Here is a 19,296-nt window from a genome sequence, read left to right as displayed (position 1 = left end):
ATACTAATTGCAGGGCCAAAGTTTCGAGAAGATTCGACTTTTAGAATCGAAATATTTTAACACATACATAATTGCTTTTTTCATGAATTAAGTGTAGATTAATTCTAAATAAATAGGATTTAAAACTCTTCCATTTTTGATTTCCAGGATTGAAAGGAGTCAAGAATGGATATTATGTACATATACATAAGGAACAATTAGTTTGGCAAATGAGTACGGCCTTTTTCTTACCTTATATGGGGCAATGTATGTTACAATCCTTACATACCCTTCATTAGTTAATCTGGATCGTAAAGAATTGCAGATTTCATGATAGAGTTCATAATACCAAGGGGTGAAACTATGTTTAAATTCAATGATGAGAAAGGGCAATTGAAGTGTTCTTTCTGTGGGAAAACTCAAGAACAAGTCCGAAAACTCGTAGCGGGTCCAGGTGTTTATATATGTGATGAGTGCATAGAGTTATGCACTGAAATTGTAGAAGAAGAACTGGGTACTGAAGAAGAAGTTGAGTTAAAAGATATACCAAAACCAATGGAGATCTTAGAAATCCTTGATGAATATGTTATTGGTCAAAAAGGTGCTAAAAAATCCTTGGCAGTAGCCGTTTATAATCACTATAAACGTGTAAATTCTAATAGCAAAATTGAAGATGTAGAATTATCTAAATCCAATATTTGCTTAATCGGGCCTACTGGAAGCGGGAAAACACTTCTTGCTCAAACTTTAGCCAGATTATTAAATGTACCATTTGCCATTGCAGATGCTACGTCATTAACTGAAGCTGGTTACGTGGGTGAAGATGTTGAAAATATCTTACTTAAGCTAATTCAGGCTGCTGATTACGATGTAGAGAAAGCTGAAAAAGGCATTATATACATTGATGAAATCGATAAAATTGCACGTAAATCTGAAAACCCATCCATTACACGAGATGTTTCAGGTGAAGGTGTACAGCAGGCGTTGCTGAAAATTCTTGAAGGCACAGTGGCAAGCGTTCCGCCACAAGGAGGAAGAAAGCATCCTCATCAAGAATTCATCCAAATTGATACAACGAATATTCTATTCATTTGCGGTGGTGCATTTGATGGAATCGAACCGATTATTAAACGCCGTCTTGGCCAAAAAGTTATCGGTTTTGGATCAGTTAAAGAAGAAGTTGAAGATAAAAACTTGTTAACTAAAGTTCTTCCTGAAGACATGCTTCGTTTTGGATTAATTCCAGAATTTATCGGACGTTTGCCGGTAATTGCTACACTTGAGCAATTAGATGAGGATACATTAATCCAAATCCTTACTAAGCCAAAAAATGCGCTTGTTAAGCAATTCCAAAAAATGCTTCAACTTGATGACGTAGAACTCGAATTTGAGGACGGAGCGTTGTTAGAAATTGCGAAAAAAGCAATTGAGCGTAAAACAGGTGCACGTGGACTTCGTTCCATTATTGAGGGAATTATGCTGGATGTCATGTTTGAACTTCCTTCCCGTAATGATATTAAAAAATGTATCATTACAGCTGAAGTGATCTCTAAAGGCGAATCTCCAAAAATAATTCTTGTTGATGGAACAACTGAAACAGTTGAAAAGAAAACATCTGCTTGATAAAGATATAAGTTGTAGAAGAGGCCAATCAAAATCTTGATTGGCCTTTTTTTGTATTGCAAATGACGCAATTTACAGGTTATCTATTCTTAAATGGATACATGTTTGGAGAGTTAGAAGAAAACAATTGCTTTTATAGGAAGAATAATAAGAGATTGACCCGAGTGGAGTAGGAATCCAGCCGATTCCTTCATTAATCCAGCCAATTTTAGATTTTATCCAGCCAAATTCAGCACTAATCCAGCCAATTCAGCTCAAATTCCAGCCAAACGCTAAAGTAGGTGGCAGGTTTTGATGTAGATACATAGAGCTTGAGTCATAAGGATAGCCACCCACTGCGGGAGGAAAGAACACATCTGTGCGCCTCCTCTTATGCTTTTCGGAGGCCAACAGGATGTTGGTCACAAAGACGTTGCCACAGGACGTGGCGTATTTAGTCTTTGTTCCTTAACGTAAGGCCCTTCAGCTTTTTAGTTAATCCAGCTTCGCCTCCTAGCTTCTCGAGACATAAGTGTAGCCACAGCGGGAGGAAAAGCGCCTCCCTGCGCGCCTCCTCTTATGCTTGTCGAAGCTGATCAGTCGGCTCAGCTTTTTGATGTTTATTCCATCCTTTCTAGGGAGATACTAGCTTGTATCTCAACGATGTGATTTCAGGAGGGTGCTTATATGAGTTGGACTGGTGTGGTTATTGTTATCCAGCTGTTTTTTGGAATAGTGATTGGCATGTATTTTTTAAATTTGTTAAAGGGTCAAAGGGTACAAAAGGTTTCGATTGATCGAGAGGCTAAGAAGGAGATGGATCAGCTTCATCGAATGAAGTCTATCTCATTAACTGAGCCGCTTTCCGAAAAGGTAAGACCAGCACGGTTTGATGATATTATTGGTCAGAAGGATGGAATCAAGGCACTAAAGGCAGCACTTTGTGGGCCAAATCCACAGCATGTACTAATTTATGGTCCGCCTGGAATTGGGAAAACGGCCGCTGCGCGACTGGTGCTGGAAGAGGCTAAAGCAAATATGAAATCTCCATTCAGGCAAACCGCAACATTTGTAGAATTGGATGCCACAACAGCCAGATTTGATGAGAGAGGAATTGCTGACCCACTTATAGGCTCTGTTCATGACCCAATCTATCAGGGCGCCGGAGCAATGGGCCAGGCAGGTATTCCACAGCCAAAACAGGGGGCAGTTTCAAATGCTCATGGCGGTGTCTTATTTATTGATGAAATTGGAGAATTGCATAATATACAAATGAACAAATTATTGAAGGTATTGGAAGATCGGAAAGTACATTTTGAAAGTGCATACTATAATGAAGAGAATCCGAATATACCAAAACATATACATGAAATTTTTCAAAATGGATTACCTGCTGATTTTAGGCTTGTTGGGGCTACAACGAGAACACCTTCTGAAATTCCGCCTGCGATTCGTTCCAGATGCATGGAGATTTTTTTTCGTGAATTAAATCAGGAGGAACTGAAAAAGGTGGCCAAAAATGCAGTTGAACGGGTGTCCTTAGAGATTAGTGATGAGGCGCTTAATGTCATTGGTAATTTTGCCAGCAATGGACGGGAAGCTGTAAATATGGTTCAGAGTGCCGCAGGTTTAGCCATTACAGAAAATAGAGATTATATTAAAGATGAAGATATTGAATGGATTGTTCAATCCAGCCAAATGTCTCCTAGATATCAAAGTTTTATTGCGAAAGAATCTGCCGTTGGTGTTGTAAATGGTCTGGCTGTAACCGGACCAAGCTCAGGGGCGTTACTTGAGATTGAAGTTACGGTTATTGATGCGGTTGATAAGGGATCAGTTAATATAACTGGAATCGTAGAAGAAGAAAGTATTAATAGTGCAGGAAAATCCATCAGAAGAAAAAGCATGGCTAAGGGATCGATTGAAAATGTGGTGACTGTCCTGAGAACGATTGGCGTACCAGCTGACAAATTTGATATCCATGTTAATTTTCCGGGCGGTATACCGATTGATGGTCCTTCGGCAGGCATTGCTATGGCCGTTGGGATTTACTCAGCTATCTATCAAATACCGGTAAAAAATAATGTTGCAATGACAGGAGAAATCAGCATTCACGGGAAGGTTAAGCCGGTTGGCGGTGTGTTTACGAAAGTGACAGCAGCTAAGTTAGCGGGAGCCGATGTAGTTCTGATTCCGGAAGAAAATATACAAGCCCTGTTAAACCAAGTCGAAAATATTGAAATTAAACCTGTCAGGAACTTAAAGGAAGTATTTCAACTAGTATTCGATCGTACAGCGGCCATTGATACTATTATTGAAAATATGCCACTTTCTGAACGGGAAAGCGGCTGAGGGAACAAAATTAAAAGGCTTGCATCAGAGCGAGCCTTTTTTTTGTCTTACTAATAATGAGAGTGGGAAATTTTGTTACCTTAAAAATTTATTGAAAGGTGTTACATCCACTTAAATTTAGGGAAAACAAGTAACATGGTTTCGTTTATCGTCCCAAATAGACACAAACCAGTAAATACGATAAAATTGGTAAAAGGTCAATGAATAATACATATATTAGCATGTTTTGGAGGTGCAACAAATGGCAAACACTATGGACAAAAACGTTCCCCTCCTGCCGCTTCGCGGATTGCTTGTTTTCCCAACGATGGTTCTCCATCTGGATGTTGGAAGGGAAAAATCTGTTCAGGCGCTAGAGAAAGCGATGGTAGATGACCATTTGATATTTTTAACTACTCAGAAGGAAGCTTCTACAGATGAGCCCAGTGAAGATGATTTGTATGAAATGGGTACACTCACTAAAGTAAAACAGATGCTTAAACTCCCAAATGGGACAATTCGAGTGTTGGTAGAAGGTTTATCTAGAGCACAAATGGTTTCCTATGAGGATGATAGTGATTTTCTTACAGCGAAGCTCGAAATTATTGAAGATCCAGTAGAGAAGGATCCTGAAACAGAAGCTTTGATGAGAACTTTATTAAATTACTTTGAACAGTACATAAAAATCTCAAAAAAGGTCACAACAGAAACATATAATTCAACTGTTGATATAGAAGAACCCGGCAGACTGGCCGATATTGTTACATCACATTTGCCGCTTAAGCTGAAGGACAAGCAGGAAATACTTGAGACCATTGATGTCAAGGAAAGATTAAACAAAGTAATCAGTTTAATCAATAACGAGAAAGAAGTATTGAATCTCGAAAAGAAAATCGGTCTGCGTGTCAAAAAATCAATGGAGCGAACACAAAAGGAATATTATCTACGCGAACAAATGAAAGCAATCCAAAAAGAGCTCGGTGACAAAGAAGGTAAGGCTGCTGAGATTGCTGAATTTGCTGAGAAGATAAAGGAAGCGGGCATGCCGGCTCATGTCATGGAAACTGCACTTAAGGAGCTGGACCGCTATGAAAAGATTCCGGCAACATCTGCAGAGAGTGCGGTCATTCGTAATTATATTGAGTGGCTGATTGCAATTCCTTGGTCGAAAGCAACGAAGGATGATCTGAATATTAGAAAAGCTGAGAACATCTTAAACAAAGACCATTATGGTCTTGAAAAGGTGAAAGAGCGCGTGCTTGAATATTTGGCTGTTCAGAAGCTTACGAATTCCTTAAAAGGACCAATTCTTTGCCTTGCGGGACCTCCAGGGGTAGGTAAGACTAGTTTGGCAAAATCCATAGCTAAGTCTTTGAACCGTAATTTCGTCCGGGTTTCTCTTGGTGGAGTAAGAGATGAATCAGAAATACGCGGACATCGCCGTACGTATGTGGGGGCTATGCCTGGCCGTATTATACAAGGGATGAAAAAAGCGGGAACCATTAATCCGGTTTTCTTATTGGATGAGATTGATAAAATGTCCAACGATTTTCGGGGGGATCCATCTTCAGCTATGCTTGAAGTTCTTGACCCGGAGCAAAACAATACTTTCAGCGATCATTATATTGAGGAAACCTACGATCTTTCCAATGTAATGTTTATTGCTACAGCCAATGATTTAGCAACGATTCCGGCACCTCTACGTGATCGGATGGAAATTATTAATCTCTCCGGCTATACGGAAATTGAAAAGCTCCATATTGCTAAAGATCATCTGATGCTAAAACAAATCAAAGCTCACGGATTGACAAGAAGCCAGCTTCAAATGAAGGATGATGCGATTATCAAAATCATCAGGCAATATACAAGAGAAGCTGGGGTTCGTACTTTGGAAAGGCAATTGGCGGCAATCTGCCGGAAAGTAGCCAAGATTATTGTTTCAGGTGAGAAGAAAAAAGTTATTGTCACAGAAAAAGTAGTGGCTGAATTTTTGGGTAAACCGTATTTCCGTCATGGCGAAGCAGAGCGTGAAGACCAGGTTGGAGTAGCAACTGGACTTGCTTATACTACATTTGGCGGTGATACCCTTCAAATTGAAGTTTCTTTATCACCAGGTAAGGGCAAACTTGTGTTGACGGGTAAACTTGGAGATGTCATGAAAGAATCTGCGCAGGCTGCTTTCAGCTATGTTCGTTCCAAGGTTGAAGATTTTGGGATTGACAAGGATTTCTATGAGAAATATGATATTCATATTCATGTTCCTGAAGGAGCTGTTCCAAAAGATGGTCCTTCCGCAGGTATTACTATAGCGACTGCCTTAATTTCAGCGCTTACGGGTAAAGCGATCCGTAAGGAAGTAGGGATGACTGGTGAAATAACTTTGCGTGGTCGTGTATTGCCGATTGGGGGATTAAAGGAAAAGTCATTGAGTGCTCATCGTGCAGGACTAAAGAAAGTTATATGTCCGATTGATAATGAGAGAGATATTGATGATATTCCTGAAAGTGTTCGTGAAGAATTAGAATTCGTATTTGTATCACAACTTGATGAAGTGCTGCAACATGCATTGGTAGGTGGAGAAAGTTGAAAATTACTCAAGCAGAGATTGTGATGAGTGCTGTTAAACCGGAACAATATCCAACAGATGGTTTTCCGGAGTTCGCTCTAGCTGGACGTTCAAATGTAGGAAAATCTTCTTTTATTAATAAAATGATCAATCGGAAAGGTTTGGCCCGTACTTCATCTAAACCGGGTAAAACACAAACATTGAACTTTTATAAGCTTAATGAGCAATTATTTTTCGTCGATGTACCGGGATATGGATATGCGAAAGTATCCAAGTCCGAACGTGAAGCATGGGGTAAGATGATTGAGACATACATTACGACACGTGAGCCTTTACGTGCTATGCTCTTAATCATTGATTTGCGCCATAAACCGTCTGTGGACGATGTAATGATGTATGATTTTCTTAAGCATTATGAGATACCTTGTATCATTATTGCAACCAAAGCGGATAAAATTCCAAAAGGTAAATGGCAAAAGCATCTAAAAGTCGTGAAAGACACACTGAATATTATCGAAAGTGACGAAGTGATTTTGTTCTCTTCGGAGACTGGGCTTGGAAAAGATACGGCCTGGAATGCCATACAGGCGCGAATATAAAAATTGATGTGAAAAGAGCTGCATATTAGTTATGCAGCTCTTTTCATATGTATATTCTAATATCAGAAGCTCTGATGAGTATTTTTTGGTAAAGCCCCTAATTCATAAAGGATGGCAGCATCACTATTTTTTCCTTCCCTAAATTTAAATATCATGATACCTGTTTCTTTGATTCGTTGGTTATCCGAAGGAATGTTAAACCAACCACCTTTATAGGTCATCCAGCCGGTATAACGGACAACTAGCTTTTCTCCCTGTTCTATTAAATCATCTATTATCCATTCATCATCCTGAAAAACATTCCTATACTAGTTCATAAATTCTCTCATATCATTTTTTGGGTTATCTGTATTTCTTGAGTGGAATATAAAATGTGAATCTGTAAGCTGATCTAAGAGTTCAAGATTACCTTTCGTAAAGTATTCATCGAACCATATCCTGGCGACTTCTCTTTTTTGATCAGTAATCACTTTATCTCCCTATACTTGTATAAGATGGTCTGACCTTTGTATTATTCCTCATCCTCAAAAGTAATCATTACGCCAACAACCTGTTTGAAAATATTATATTTCACTTTGACTTCATACATTCCATCACCATAGCCAGACATAGAAACCGCACCTCCAGGAACCACTCCGGCTTGTTCATCTGTATCAGTCATATCACAGCATACTACATAGTATTTTGAGCTAGCCTCATCTATCTCTATATCATGGGTATTTATCAGTTCATATGGGATTGTTTCATCTTTTTGAAAAACGTCAAAATCAAAGATTCCTGCTTGTGCTGAATCAACCGCTATTGCTTGAGCGCAATCATGCCATCTCCCGCTTGGTTTCTTTTCACCATAATATACGAACAAATTTTGTACTGCTTCCTCATCAGTGTGTGTAACATATGCTGTCCACTTTCCATTTTTCACATTTAGAAGTAAGACTTGCAGGTCTTCTTCATCTTTATCGTAACATGGGTCCGTAACAATTAACTTCCCACTTTCGATTGTAAATGTGCCTAAGATTTTAGGCTTATTTGTCTTTTTCGGTACATACCAGTCAATAAATTCACTTAAAGTTGAAGCCTTACATTCGCATTTTCCTTTTTTATCATCCCATAGAAAAATCAGCTCTTGCATAAATCTTTTTCGAATTCGATAGCAGAGATTATTTCCATTGATATGGTCACCAATACAAATAAATTCATCAGGCATATTTTTAGGCCGGTTCTCTTGATTTTGCCTAACAATATCCATTGTAAAGGCTAATTGTTCATTAGCTTGAATCGAGTACAAAGTCCATTCTCCGAATGTTGCACCATTTGTTTCTAGAAAGAGTTCCTTGTATTCTTCTGGAAAGGTAGCGCCAAGTGTTCGTTCTGTTTTCTTTAATTCAATTAATGACACTCCGGCTACTTCAATCTTGGGATTAATCTTATTTATTACTTTCTTCATTGTTTCCTCCAAGGATTTTTCCAAATTATTATGACATGTCAGAGAAATAACGTAATTTTATTAATATGCTAAGAATTGATTTATAAAAAGCGAAAGAAATGAGTGGTCTGAAGATGAGAATTGAAGTAAACAAATGAAGTAGAATCATCAAATTCGAGAATCTTTTTAAGGATTGTATGCGTAAATCTGTCAAACGTCTATTATGTGGATTGCTTGGATTTATTTCTCCATACGAGGGATGCAATTAAAATAAGTAAACCGGCGGCTATTCCCATTATTTGATCGATTAAAAGCTCACCTGTTCTAAAATAACGGATTGTAAATGTTCCTCCGAAAATAAGAAGTATGCTGATGGAAAATCGAATGAAAAATGTGTTTGTGCTCAATCTCTAACACCTCCTCTGTAAATAAAGCATAATTCATATGTAATTAATTGTAAATATCCTTTGTTAATAGGCTGAGATCTCTATAAAAGGCTTTTTCGTAAATATTGTTGCTTTGAATAAAAAGGGAGCTGCTATCCATTTGCGGTAAAATTGGGTGGGGATTACCTTCTTGAATGAATGGGATAGGTTAGTGAAGAAGGAATTTATTAATATTTTATTGAATTATATTAAAGATGAATTTATATAGAAACCCAAAAAACGGTAAATTGTAGCGTTCAGGTGAGATTAATATGATATGGGTACATAAAAATATAAAGGGCAAACGTTATAAGCAATTAATAGACTTACTCTCAAGGAATTGTAATCGCTTTGCTTTTGTAGAAGATGGACGTTTATTGGAGTTTGAAAAGGAGCGTCTTGCCTTTATTGATAATTTAATAATCGATATTGAAGAACATTTAATCGAAAGACGAATACAAAAAGAATGGGAAACCACAAGACTTTCTGAAGATACAGCCTACGTTTTTTATTTTAAAATGAATAATGCTACAAGAGACTTTTTGAAAGAGCGTTGTCATTCCCTTTTTGATTGGATTAGTCCTGAACTACCAGAAGACTTAATGTTTTACCATAATGATAAATGCATATTAGCTGTATGCTCCCACGAAGAATATTTTGTAGTGGAGGAAGCTATTTGGGACAGTTTCATATTGAACTAACGGGGCAGTTTAGCTCAATAAGAGAAAACCACTAGTGAATGTTACCATTACCAAACGACTTTATTATGAATTAAGCAACTATATGTACAAAGATAATAAAGTCGTTTAATTTTAATACAGAAAAATAAAAGCCTTACTACACATAAAATGTAATAAGGCTTTTAAAATTTGTTCAAAAACGCACAATTTTGTCTTTATCATTTCATTGCTTGTAACGTTTCCTTTGCCCAATGAAAAATTAACGTTGTATCTTGTTGTAAATGAACAGGCATACCTTGTTGAATCTCTAAAAAACGGCTTAATACTTGTCGATCAAGCTCTTCTGCATTTAGAATAAGCTCCCCTATATCTGATTGAAATATTTCTGATTTTAAAAATTGCTTTCCTTGTATTACGAAACGTGCATTTTTAAATATAGCTTTAATTGCCTCTACTGATTTTGTGTGCAAATAATTGTGCAAAGTCATATGATAACTATTTCCTGCACCTGTTCGAACAAATCGCTTGATATCTTCCGGTTGAATATGTTTCTTTAAAAATTCCAAGCTACCGTAAACTGCTTTTGTATCATAGACAAAGGTAAATAAATCCGATTTATCCCAAGCTTGGAGTTCGTCTACACCCGAAATAAAACCACAAAGTAAATGACGGTTTGGCATCGTATGGGTAACGACTTCATACGATAATAATCGATCAATCGTCAGTTCTTTAAAAATGACCACTACATCAATATCACTGTCTAGCTTTGCCTCTTCCCTCGCTCTACTTCCTTGCAATCCTATAAAGACAATCTCCTCGCCAAATTGTTGAATAAGTTTTTGACTAAATTGCTCAAGCCAATCGTTCATTTCAATCATATGCATTACCATCCTTATTTAATTTTGCCGCGGTAAATGCAGTAGCGTAAATAATTCTATTTTAAAACTGTAACTGTAGTCAATCGACTTATTTCTTGTAGTTTTTTATTATAACTGTACACGATAAATGGTAGGCGGGAAAGTTTCATTTTTAAATAACTCTATTATCATTAAACATTTCAATCATCTCTTATTAAATTAACGAGTGCATTAATTGAAGAAGGAATAACACTATTCTTGTTTAAGTAATTGTTATCTGGGACCAATAAGTTATTTAGAAAGTAAGATTATGTTTGTTTTGGCGAATGTCTCATTGTGATTAAGGATAAGGATTATACCGCTAAAGGAGCAGCATTCCAGAAATAATAAAAAGCTTGTGAACAAGTACACTTAAACTATAGGGGGCGTTGATCCAGGAAGGATTAATCTCTTTTTATGTTGAATTTCTTATTGAAGTAAAAGGGGAAGGTTTATTCAAGAAAAAATATAATATAAGTTTTAATCCCAATGATAAACTGATGAGGAGAAACTGAATTGAAAATTGTAAAAATTTACGAATATGAAATTAATGGTCAATTGGAAACTAAATTACGGCAGTTATTAGTAGAATGTTTTACAGATGTATATCCAAAAGATAGAATTTACTTTAAGCAGTTACCTCATTTTAGGTTCATTGTAATTGATGATACTAATCAACTTGTCGGTCATGTGGGCTTGGATTATAGAGTAATGAATTTAAACGGGAAACCAATAAGAGTTCTTGGTATCATCGATTTATGTGTATCAAAAAACAAGCGTTCACAGGGAATAGGTTCATTACTGCTCTCTGAAATAAATGATTTCTGTGAAGGGAAGTTAGTTGATTTTTTACTCTTGTTTGCAGATAACAAAAAATTGTACTTAAACGCAGGATTCAAGTCTGTAAATAATGAATGTAAATGGTTAAAAATTGACGATGAAAATCAATCAACTTACGGAATAGGACATGAAAAGATTAATGAGCTTATGATCAAAGAAGTAGGTAATATAAAATGGGAAAATGGCAAGTTAGATTTATTAGGATACCTTTATTAAGCTAACGGGGGCGATTGCAAAACAAGGCAGTCGCTTTTTGTGTTATTTGCGCAGGAAGGTTTTATAAAGAATAATAATATTAAGGTTAGTAGAGGTTTCAGAATATACGTGGGAAAATCAACCTTCCCTTTATTGGTAATCCGACACGATTCCTATTGTTAGTGCTTTTTCTGATCTTTAAGAAAAAAGTAGTTGACAACGGAAAATAAATTATGATATTATTAAATATTTGCTAAAAAATGATATATATGTTAAGGTTAAGAAGGTTACCATATATGGAGGTGGATTATTTGTTTCAAATTGGCGATAACATTGTTTATCCAATGCATGGAGTAGGTTTAATTAAAGCCATAGAAGAAAAGGAAATCTCAGAGGAAAAACAACAGTATTATGTTATAAAAATGTTAATCGGTAATATGCAAGTCATGATTCCTACGGGTAAGAGTTCAAGTATACGCCCTGTTACTGACATAATTGCATTAAAACACATCATAAACATCTTTCATCATGGAGAATCAGATAGATTACTGCCGTGGAAACAAAGGTATAAAGTGAACACGGACAAAATAAAAACGGGTAAAATACAAGAATGTACTGAAGTTGTACGTGATTTAATGCGTATGAAGAAAGAAAAAGCACTTAATACAAGCGAAAAAAAAATGTTAGATAACGCACATGAATTTTTGATTAGTGAACTGGGATTAATTAAAGGTATTACTGAAAATCAAATAAAAAGTTTCTGTTAAGGTTAATTTAAGAAAATTGATTACTTTCCCGAAAATTTCCTGATTTTTTGGAAATATGTTTATTATTAAAATAAATCTTTTCAAAGACATTCAACTTCTCCAACTCACCTTTAGAGCATTAACCTCTTTTGTAATTTCTACAATCTAATCCATTTTTATTATTTAAATTTATTTTACGAACGTTTGAAGTTTCATCAAATAACTCGATAAAATAGTCACTTGATTTTTGCAATCCTGATTCACACTGGCACGGACAAGGAGCCGTAAGGATGAAAGAGAGGTAGGGCTTTCATTGTTTTAGGTATACAATATATTATTTAAGTCATTATTTCTAGAAGAAAAAACAATCAATCTCACCTCTATCTTTAAGAATTTTTTATATCATCTGAGACAGTGAATAGTAATTGTTTATCTTCTTTACGTTAAAGAGAGAAACGAATTGGTAACACCATATGGTCAACTACAAAAATGGATTCCAGACCAGGAAACCATTTTTTATTTTATTTACATAACAATAGTAAAGATTACTGGTGAGGGTTTAAATCCTTTGAAGGGCAACGTGTACAAGAAGGATTTTAATGCTATTGTGGAACATATTAAAGGTTAACTAATAATATTAAATCATGTATGAAAAAACCAAGTTTGTGAATACGGAAGTATTTGAAATTCTAGGTTCTAATAACAGTCATTCAATTGTAGAAGATTTCTCTGAAAATTCCCTGATTGCTTTTTGGATCAGAATTGACTGGGAGAATCCTATTGTTAACCGAGTTGAAGTAAATGACCAAGAAATTAAGAGCATTCCATCCTTTCTAATTTCTAAAGGATTTGATACTTCAATTCCTATATATATCTTTTGGGGATACGATAGTTATCCATGTGTAAAAACTAAATTGACTGGAGAAATATTAAGTAATATTGAGGATATTGTTTGGTTAGGAAATGATTTATATATTTATTGTCTTACACAGAAATATGTTATTGAATTCTTTCATGATGATACGGTTAATGTGGGGTGGATTTAGGTCAACAAAGACTTTATCCTTATTTAACAAACAGGGGCGGTGATCCAAGAAGGATTAATGCTCTTTTTTGTTGAAATCCTTATTGTTGAAACGGGGCAGTTTAGCGGAAGAAGGTTTAATACCTTTCTTGTTGAACTTATTATGGTAGACCAGGTCAGTTTAATAAGAAAGGAAGATATTATTGGGGAATTGGGAAAGGAATTTACTTAAAACATCACGTGGTGTATTCGAAATATTTGTAAAGGGTGAAGGCGAACAACTTTGTGTTACCCATCATTATGCAGAATTTAATCAGACAGGTGATTATTTTGCAGAGACTTTTACAAAAACAAACAAAGTATTTTTGATAAATTTAAGAGAAGCAGGTAATTCAGAGAAAGCACAAGAACCGTATCAACTAAGTTTTTTGGAAACAATATTTGATATAGAAGCTATTCGAGAAGAATTGGGTTTTAATAAATGGGGATTTTCTGGGCACTCAACTGGGGGTATGTTAGGCATTATCTACGGAATATACTTTTCAAAATCTCTTACATTTAATGTGATTGTCGGAGCTGCAGCAAGAGAATATATAACATTCTCAAAAGATTGTATTTATAATCCGAAACACTCCCAATTCACCAGAATGCAAGAACTTAATGAAACATTGAAACGTTCAGGTATATCATCAGAAAAAAGAAAAGAACTAAAAATTGAAAGAACGAAACTATCTTTATTCGACCCTGAAAAATATGACGAGCTTTTTTGTCTAAACATTAGTAAAGGAATGTCTGCGATTCGTATGGATTTTTTCAGCCGAGAATTACAAGTCTATGATGTAACGAAAAAGCTGGAGTTTATATCAACCCCAACTTTAATAATTTGCGGTAGAAATGATGTACAGTGTCCAGTGTTATACTCTATTGAAATGGAGGAAGGAATACCGAATTCAAAATTAGTGATTTTTGAAAAAAGTAATCATTACCCTTTCTTAGAAGAAGCTCAACAATTTATTGAAGAATATAATTTATTTATAAAGGAACACCAATCCTTATTAAGCTAATGGGGGCGTTGATCCAAGGAGGATTAATGCTCTTTTTTGTTGAATTCCTTATTGTAGAAACGGGGCAGGTTAGTTGAATAACAATTTACCCTTAAAGTAAGCTGGTGTTATAATTCACCTATAAATCCTATTTTTAGAGATAACATTTACTAGTCACGAGCTAAACCGGGTTCTGTGAAGAATTTAAAACATATGATGGTCACATCCTGTTTATTTCCAACAGTAGAAACAAACAAGTCGTTAAGAACAGCAACTTTTGCTGTATAAAATTTTGAGGTGATTATATGTCGGAAATTATTTTTCAAGAAGCCGAAAACTTCATTGAAAAAGCAAAAAAATTAGGTGAAAAATATTTAGGGAGAACAGCTACAAGAGAAGAAATCCAACTTTTGAATGACAAATTTGGGGGTAAGATTCCAAGTTGGTATTGTAAATTAATTTCCGAACTTCCATTAATTCATATGGAAATTGGTTGGCAAGCATATGAACCTGAAGAAGATTATGATGGGATAGAATATGTAGAAATATATCAGCCGAGTCATATGATAGATTACTCTTTTGAAGCATATCAAGGTATACAAATTTTAGAAAGAGGTTATGTCTGCATAGGCGGAGATCCAACGGGTTCTGGAGACCCCTATTTTATTAATTTTGATTCTGAAAACCCACCTGTATTTCAAATATATCACGATGTAGGAGACAATCCAGATGAAATTCTTAAGCACGGTAAAGCAAAAGTAGCTGACTCTCTTGTGGAGTTCTTTAGAAATGGCATAATCTTGGAATAGTAAAATCAAGTGAATTACAAAATATTTCTTCAGTACATATAGAACAATTCGGGCGTTAATCCAGGAAGGGATAAACGATATATTTTGTAGAATTGAAGGAATAGATATACTCCAATATCGAGGGCTGTGAGCAGCTCTTTTTGTTTTGACAAAAAAGGGGCAGGTTAGTTGAAGAAGGAAATGACGAAAAGTAGTTGAATTTAAATAATTTTAAGGGGATTCATTTTGAATATAAAATTAACGGCAGAAGTCTATAGAGTAGGAATCTCTATTGGTATTTTTTCAGTACAAGAAATTATAAAGTGGGCAGATAATGCAATTAAAACCCTTGAAAACCCACCGTATGAAATTATTGATTTGTCTTTATCCTCCAAATTAAATATAGAGGAATTTATGTTGAAATTAGAGTTGATTAAAGGAGATGTTGAACAAGGCCTTCCCCCCAAGATAATATTGGGGTTATTAAATGATTACCTTTACATACAACAAGATATAAATGATGTTATCACCATAATGGACAAGTTAATTCAGCATTTACCAGAAGACTGCGAATGGATGGAGATGGAAATTCACTATTTATCAGATGGAGTTTATTTAGCGAAGAACGAAATTGATGGAGACTTAAAAGAAATGACTTGTGAAATAAAACAATTTCTAAATCAGTTCGTTGATTTTAGTAATTGTTTTGGCAAATGTGATTTTTAATATGTCAAAAGTCTGTGAATGCATCCCCTTTTCTTATGCAACTAAAGGGGCAGGTTAGTGAAAGGAGAAAAACAGAGAAATAAGATATATTTATAAAAAACAATCCGAGGAATCCATTAGTAAAAATAAGATATGGAGGACTTGTTGATGGGGAATCTATGAAGAATTCTTATACGTTTTTTTATATTACTAGAAGTCAGGTTATGGCCGCAATGGTTATAAAAACCTGTCATTTCAAGGCACAAAGGAAGAATTTTTAGATGTGATTAGTAAAATCATTATTACTAAATTTGGATGTTATAAGATTAGAATTGTAAATGATAAGAAAAGAAGTATGTATATTTTAGGTATTAAAAGACGAGGAAGAAAAAAAGAATTTAGAGTTTTTTTAAAGGATGTTCCTAATAAATAATTACATTCCAAACAAAGTGAAAGTGCTTATTCAGATAAAAGAGGCATTGTTCTTAAGGATTAATGTTCTTATTACCTGTGAGTGGGAACAATGTATCACGATCCATTATCCCACCGGCGTTTGTTGGATATAGCAGTTTAAAAAAGTTAGTATTAAGGCATAAACTCATTAAAAATGTAGAGTTTTCCTCCATATTAAATAATCAGTAAGAGGGTTTTATTTGAAATTTGTCGAATATTTCAATAATAAGATTTTGACAAGGAGGAAATTATGAAATTTTGGCTTAAAAATTTCGATAATTATTTTGACAAGTATCCGTTACCGGAAGCTGAACTTTTAAAAGCGGAAGAAACTTTAGGCTATAAACTTCCTAAGACATACAGGAATCTTTTATTAGAACAAAACGGGGGAAATATTCGTTTTAATGCTTATAAATTAAAAGAAGGAACAACAATAGAAGACCTGCCTTTTGTCGAATTTAGTTATATTGCAGGAGTAGGTGAGAGTGAAGAGTTTGGAAACATCTTGCATACTCCTGAAATGACTGAAGAATGGAATATGCCTAAAGAGCTTATCCTCATAAATGGTGATGGGCAAATATGGATTGCACTTGATTATCGTAATAATAAAGAGGAACCAGCTGTTACTTATTTTGAGAATGAATCAGGTGAGGATATTGTAATAGCAGATAATTTCGATGAGTTTATCGAGGGGTTATATATTGAAGATGATGTGTTCTTTTTCCTCCTCCACCCTGATGAGCAAGAAGCAAGGTTGTTGAAACGTCCAGATGAAGAGATAATTGAAGCAATCCAAAAAGCAGTTCAATCCAAAGATATTCTAGTATTTGACGATGCTCTTCAGAATCTTGTAATAAATCGGAACGATGATATTGCTGAAAAATATTTATTAGAGTTAATAGAACATAGAACATTATGGATCAGAGAGTTAACTGCAAATTATTTTTATTACGCCGCAAAAAACAAAACTATTGATTCAGCTATTTTAAATAAAGCAGTAGAAAAAATCGAAAAAGATCCTGCATTAGAACACTTTGCTGATTGGATAAAAGAACTAGAAGAATAATACGAGAACATCCGTGTCTCATAAATTACGGGGCTTTAGTTAAACAACGGAGACAGCAAAAAAGCTGTCTCTTTTTTATGGCATTAGCAACAATCCTTACGAAAACAGCCTTTTAAAATGAATAATGCTACAAGAGACTTTTTAAAAGAACGTTGTCACTCCCTTTTTGATTGGATTAGTCCTGAACTGCCAGAAGACTTAATGTTTTACAATAATGATAAATGTATATTAGCCGTATGTTCCCACGAAGAATACTTTGGGACAGTTTCTTAATGAACTAACGGGGCATTATTCCATTATCAAAGGCTGTAATCGGCTCTTTTTTGCTACGCAGCTAAAGGGGCAGGTTCGTATTATATAGTTCAGCCAGAACTTTCTGGTTGAACTTTTTTCATATGAATTTAATCTATCAGTAGCCAGGGTAGAACGTAAGGGGCAGTGGGACAAATGATCCCGTCCGCTAAACTGTTCACCCCCTACTTGTAGAAATATGTTTGAGGCTGGTTGGGACTGAGATCTCGTATAACAAGCGAAGCTATAATACTACTTGGAGGAAATAGGGATACTGGTGAATTTATCAGAGGAGGAGAAAGAATGAACCCAGTTGTGGGTATAGATATAGCCAAAGAAGAAAGTGAAGTACAGGCTTTTTTAGATAAAGGAAAGCCGTATGGAACAAGTTTTTCGATTAAGCATAATCGTGAAGAGTTGGAGAAGTTTATCTATTTCTTAGAAGAAATGAAGGAAACAACTGGGCAGATGCCTGTGGTTATATTGGAATCAACAGGACATTATCATACCCCAGTTGTTCAATGCTTAGAAGAGAATGACATACTTTATATCTTATTGAATCCAATCATTTCTCATCAAGCGAAGAAGGCCAGTTTAAGAAAGGTGAAAACTGATGCGTTTGATGCGTATCAATTATGTGTTCTCTATTATAAAGAAGAATTTGAACCTCAAAAAAGGAGAGGAATTCAACTTCTAAATATTCGGAATCTATCGAGACAACAAGAGATAATGACGAATATGTATGTGGAGGCAAAATTGCATTTCCATACGATTTTAGATCAGGTTTTCCCTGAATATAGAAAGGTTTTTGGGGATCTATTTTCGAAAGTATCTTTATCGGTATTAAAGGAATACCCTACCTCGGAGAAGGTTCTAAGGGCTAGCAAGGAAGAGCTAGAAGATAGGATACGAGAACATTGTCCCAGTCGGTCTGTACAGTGGGCCAAAGAAAAGGCAAGAAAGCTCATTCATTCAGCTTCTCAAAATCCTTTTCAGAAAGTGCGATATGAAAGCCATCTTATCAATCTTAGTATGTATATCGATATTTTATTTCACTACCAAGGACACCTTACGGATTTAGAGAGCCAAATGGTATCCCTGGCAAATGAAATAGAAGAATATAAGATTATCCAATCGATTCCTGGTATCGGTGAAAAGATTGCGGCAACAATCATTTCGGAGATAGGAGAAATTGATCGGTTTAATCACCCTAAAAAGTTAGTGGCCTTCGCTGGAGTAGATCCCAGTGTCTATTCATCTGGTAAGTTTACTGCGAACATAAATCGTATAACCAAACGAGGATCCAGTAGGCTAAGGCATAGTTTGTATTTAGCTGTTTTATGTGGGATAAGAGGCTCTAGAAATAAAAAGCTCAAAGAGTTCTATGATAGAAAACGTTCAGAAGGAAAACCTTCAAAAGTTGCCATTGTAGCTTGTATCAACAAGCTGCTTCACTGGATTTATGCTTTATTGAAAAAGAACGAGAATTTCCTAGATTTAGCTTAGGAAATGATATTTATCCAACATAAGAAAAACCTTCCAAAAAGAAACTGGAGGGTTATTTGGCATACCCAAAAACAGTATAGCATATAAAAAAATGAAATATACAGAGAGATATTGACAACCTATTAGCTGGTTTAG

16 protein-coding genes are annotated in these 19,296 nt (G+C 35.3%); 13 read left to right on the top strand and 3 right to left on the bottom strand.

The genetic code is table 11. The features are described 5' to 3' along the window. The first annotated feature begins 342 nt into the window (after nt 1-342). From clpX to yihA, 4 genes are all read left to right on the top strand, one after another. A complete protein-coding gene (clpX, locus tag AC4G3N_RS15625) occupies nt 343-1,602 on the top strand; it encodes an ATP-dependent protease ATP-binding subunit ClpX (RefSeq protein WP_066108651.1) in 1,260 nt (419 codons plus the stop codon). A gap of 666 nt (nt 1,603-2,268) precedes the next feature. Beyond that, on the top strand, nt 2,269-3,933 hold the full coding sequence (gene lonB, locus AC4G3N_RS15620) for an ATP-dependent protease LonB (RefSeq protein ID WP_066108648.1): 1,665 nt from the start codon (nt 2,269-2,271) through the stop codon (nt 3,931-3,933). 241 nt (nt 3,934-4,174) lie between these two features. Then, the gene (gene lon, locus AC4G3N_RS15615) at nt 4,175-6,499 is read left to right on the top strand and encodes an endopeptidase La (RefSeq protein WP_139892829.1); all 2,325 of its coding nucleotides are present in this window, start codon (nt 4,175-4,177) and stop codon (nt 6,497-6,499) included. After that, nucleotides 6,496-7,077 carry a ribosome biogenesis GTP-binding protein YihA/YsxC gene (yihA, locus tag AC4G3N_RS15610; protein WP_066108642.1) on the top strand — a complete coding sequence of 194 codons (582 nt, stop codon included), beginning with the start codon at nt 6,496-6,498 and terminating at the stop codon, nt 7,075-7,077. Before lon ends, yihA begins: the two co-directional genes overlap by 4 nt. Nucleotides 7,078-7,588: 511 nt before the next feature. Here yihA and AC4G3N_RS15605 read toward each other — a convergent pair. Next, nucleotides 7,589-8,524: an SMI1/KNR4 family protein gene (locus AC4G3N_RS15605; RefSeq protein WP_139892830.1), complete on the bottom strand. Its 936-nt coding sequence runs from the start codon at nt 8,522-8,524 to the stop codon at nt 7,589-7,591. A gap of 200 nt (nt 8,525-8,724) precedes the next feature. Then, nucleotides 8,725-8,910, bottom strand: a complete 186-nt coding sequence (locus AC4G3N_RS15600) for a hypothetical protein (RefSeq protein WP_139892831.1) — start codon at nt 8,908-8,910, stop codon at nt 8,725-8,727. Nucleotides 8,911-9,200: 290 nt separating this feature from the next. Here AC4G3N_RS15600 and AC4G3N_RS15595 point away from each other — a divergent pair, with 290 nt between their 5' ends. Beyond that, complete coding sequence (locus AC4G3N_RS15595) at nt 9,201-9,629, top strand: stage III sporulation protein AH (RefSeq protein WP_225983614.1); 429 nt, start codon at nt 9,201-9,203, stop codon at nt 9,627-9,629. 197 nt (nt 9,630-9,826) lie between these two features. On the opposite strand, the gene AC4G3N_RS15590 is transcribed toward AC4G3N_RS15595, so the two are convergent. Next, entirely contained in the window at nt 9,827-10,486 is a 660-nt protein-coding gene (locus AC4G3N_RS15590; RefSeq protein ID WP_192796829.1) for a nucleotidyltransferase domain-containing protein, read from the bottom strand. 534 nt (nt 10,487-11,020) lie between these two features. Between AC4G3N_RS15590 and AC4G3N_RS15585 the strand changes: the two genes are divergently transcribed. From AC4G3N_RS15585 to AC4G3N_RS15550, 8 genes are all read left to right on the top strand, one after another. Then, entirely contained in the window at nt 11,021-11,560 is a 540-nt protein-coding gene (locus AC4G3N_RS15585) for a GNAT family N-acetyltransferase (protein WP_066108626.1), read from the top strand. Between the two features lie 290 nt (nt 11,561-11,850). Next, entirely contained in the window at nt 11,851-12,306 is a 456-nt protein-coding gene (locus AC4G3N_RS15580; RefSeq protein ID WP_175354316.1) for a CarD family transcriptional regulator, read from the top strand. 623 nt (nt 12,307-12,929) lie between these two features. After that, nucleotides 12,930-13,331 (top strand): CDI toxin immunity protein, encoded by a 402-nt coding sequence (locus AC4G3N_RS15575; protein WP_066108619.1) that lies wholly within the window; start codon nt 12,930-12,932, stop codon nt 13,329-13,331. A gap of 181 nt (nt 13,332-13,512) precedes the next feature. Continuing rightward, nucleotides 13,513-14,373, top strand: coding sequence for an alpha/beta fold hydrolase (locus AC4G3N_RS15570; RefSeq protein WP_139892833.1), 861 nt, complete (start codon nt 13,513-13,515; stop codon nt 14,371-14,373). Nucleotides 14,374-14,657: 284 nt separating this feature from the next. Continuing rightward, on the top strand, nt 14,658-15,161 hold the full coding sequence (locus AC4G3N_RS15565) for an SMI1/KNR4 family protein (protein ID WP_139892834.1): 504 nt from the start codon (nt 14,658-14,660) through the stop codon (nt 15,159-15,161). Between the two features lie 225 nt (nt 15,162-15,386). Beyond that, on the top strand, nt 15,387-15,866 hold the full coding sequence (locus AC4G3N_RS15560) for a hypothetical protein (protein ID WP_139892835.1): 480 nt from the start codon (nt 15,387-15,389) through the stop codon (nt 15,864-15,866). 682 nt (nt 15,867-16,548) lie between these two features. After that, nucleotides 16,549-17,364, top strand: coding sequence for an SMI1/KNR4 family protein (locus AC4G3N_RS15555; RefSeq protein WP_491090568.1), 816 nt, complete (start codon nt 16,549-16,551; stop codon nt 17,362-17,364). Between the two features lie 594 nt (nt 17,365-17,958). Beyond that, the gene (locus tag AC4G3N_RS15550; RefSeq protein ID WP_491089503.1) at nt 17,959-19,161 is read left to right on the top strand and encodes an IS110 family RNA-guided transposase; all 1,203 of its coding nucleotides are present in this window, start codon (nt 17,959-17,961) and stop codon (nt 19,159-19,161) included. Nucleotides 19,162-19,296: the final 135 nt, after the last annotated feature.

The organism is Bacillus sp. z50 (assembly GCF_058313585.1).
This window is presented reverse-complemented; position numbering and strand designations above follow the sequence as displayed.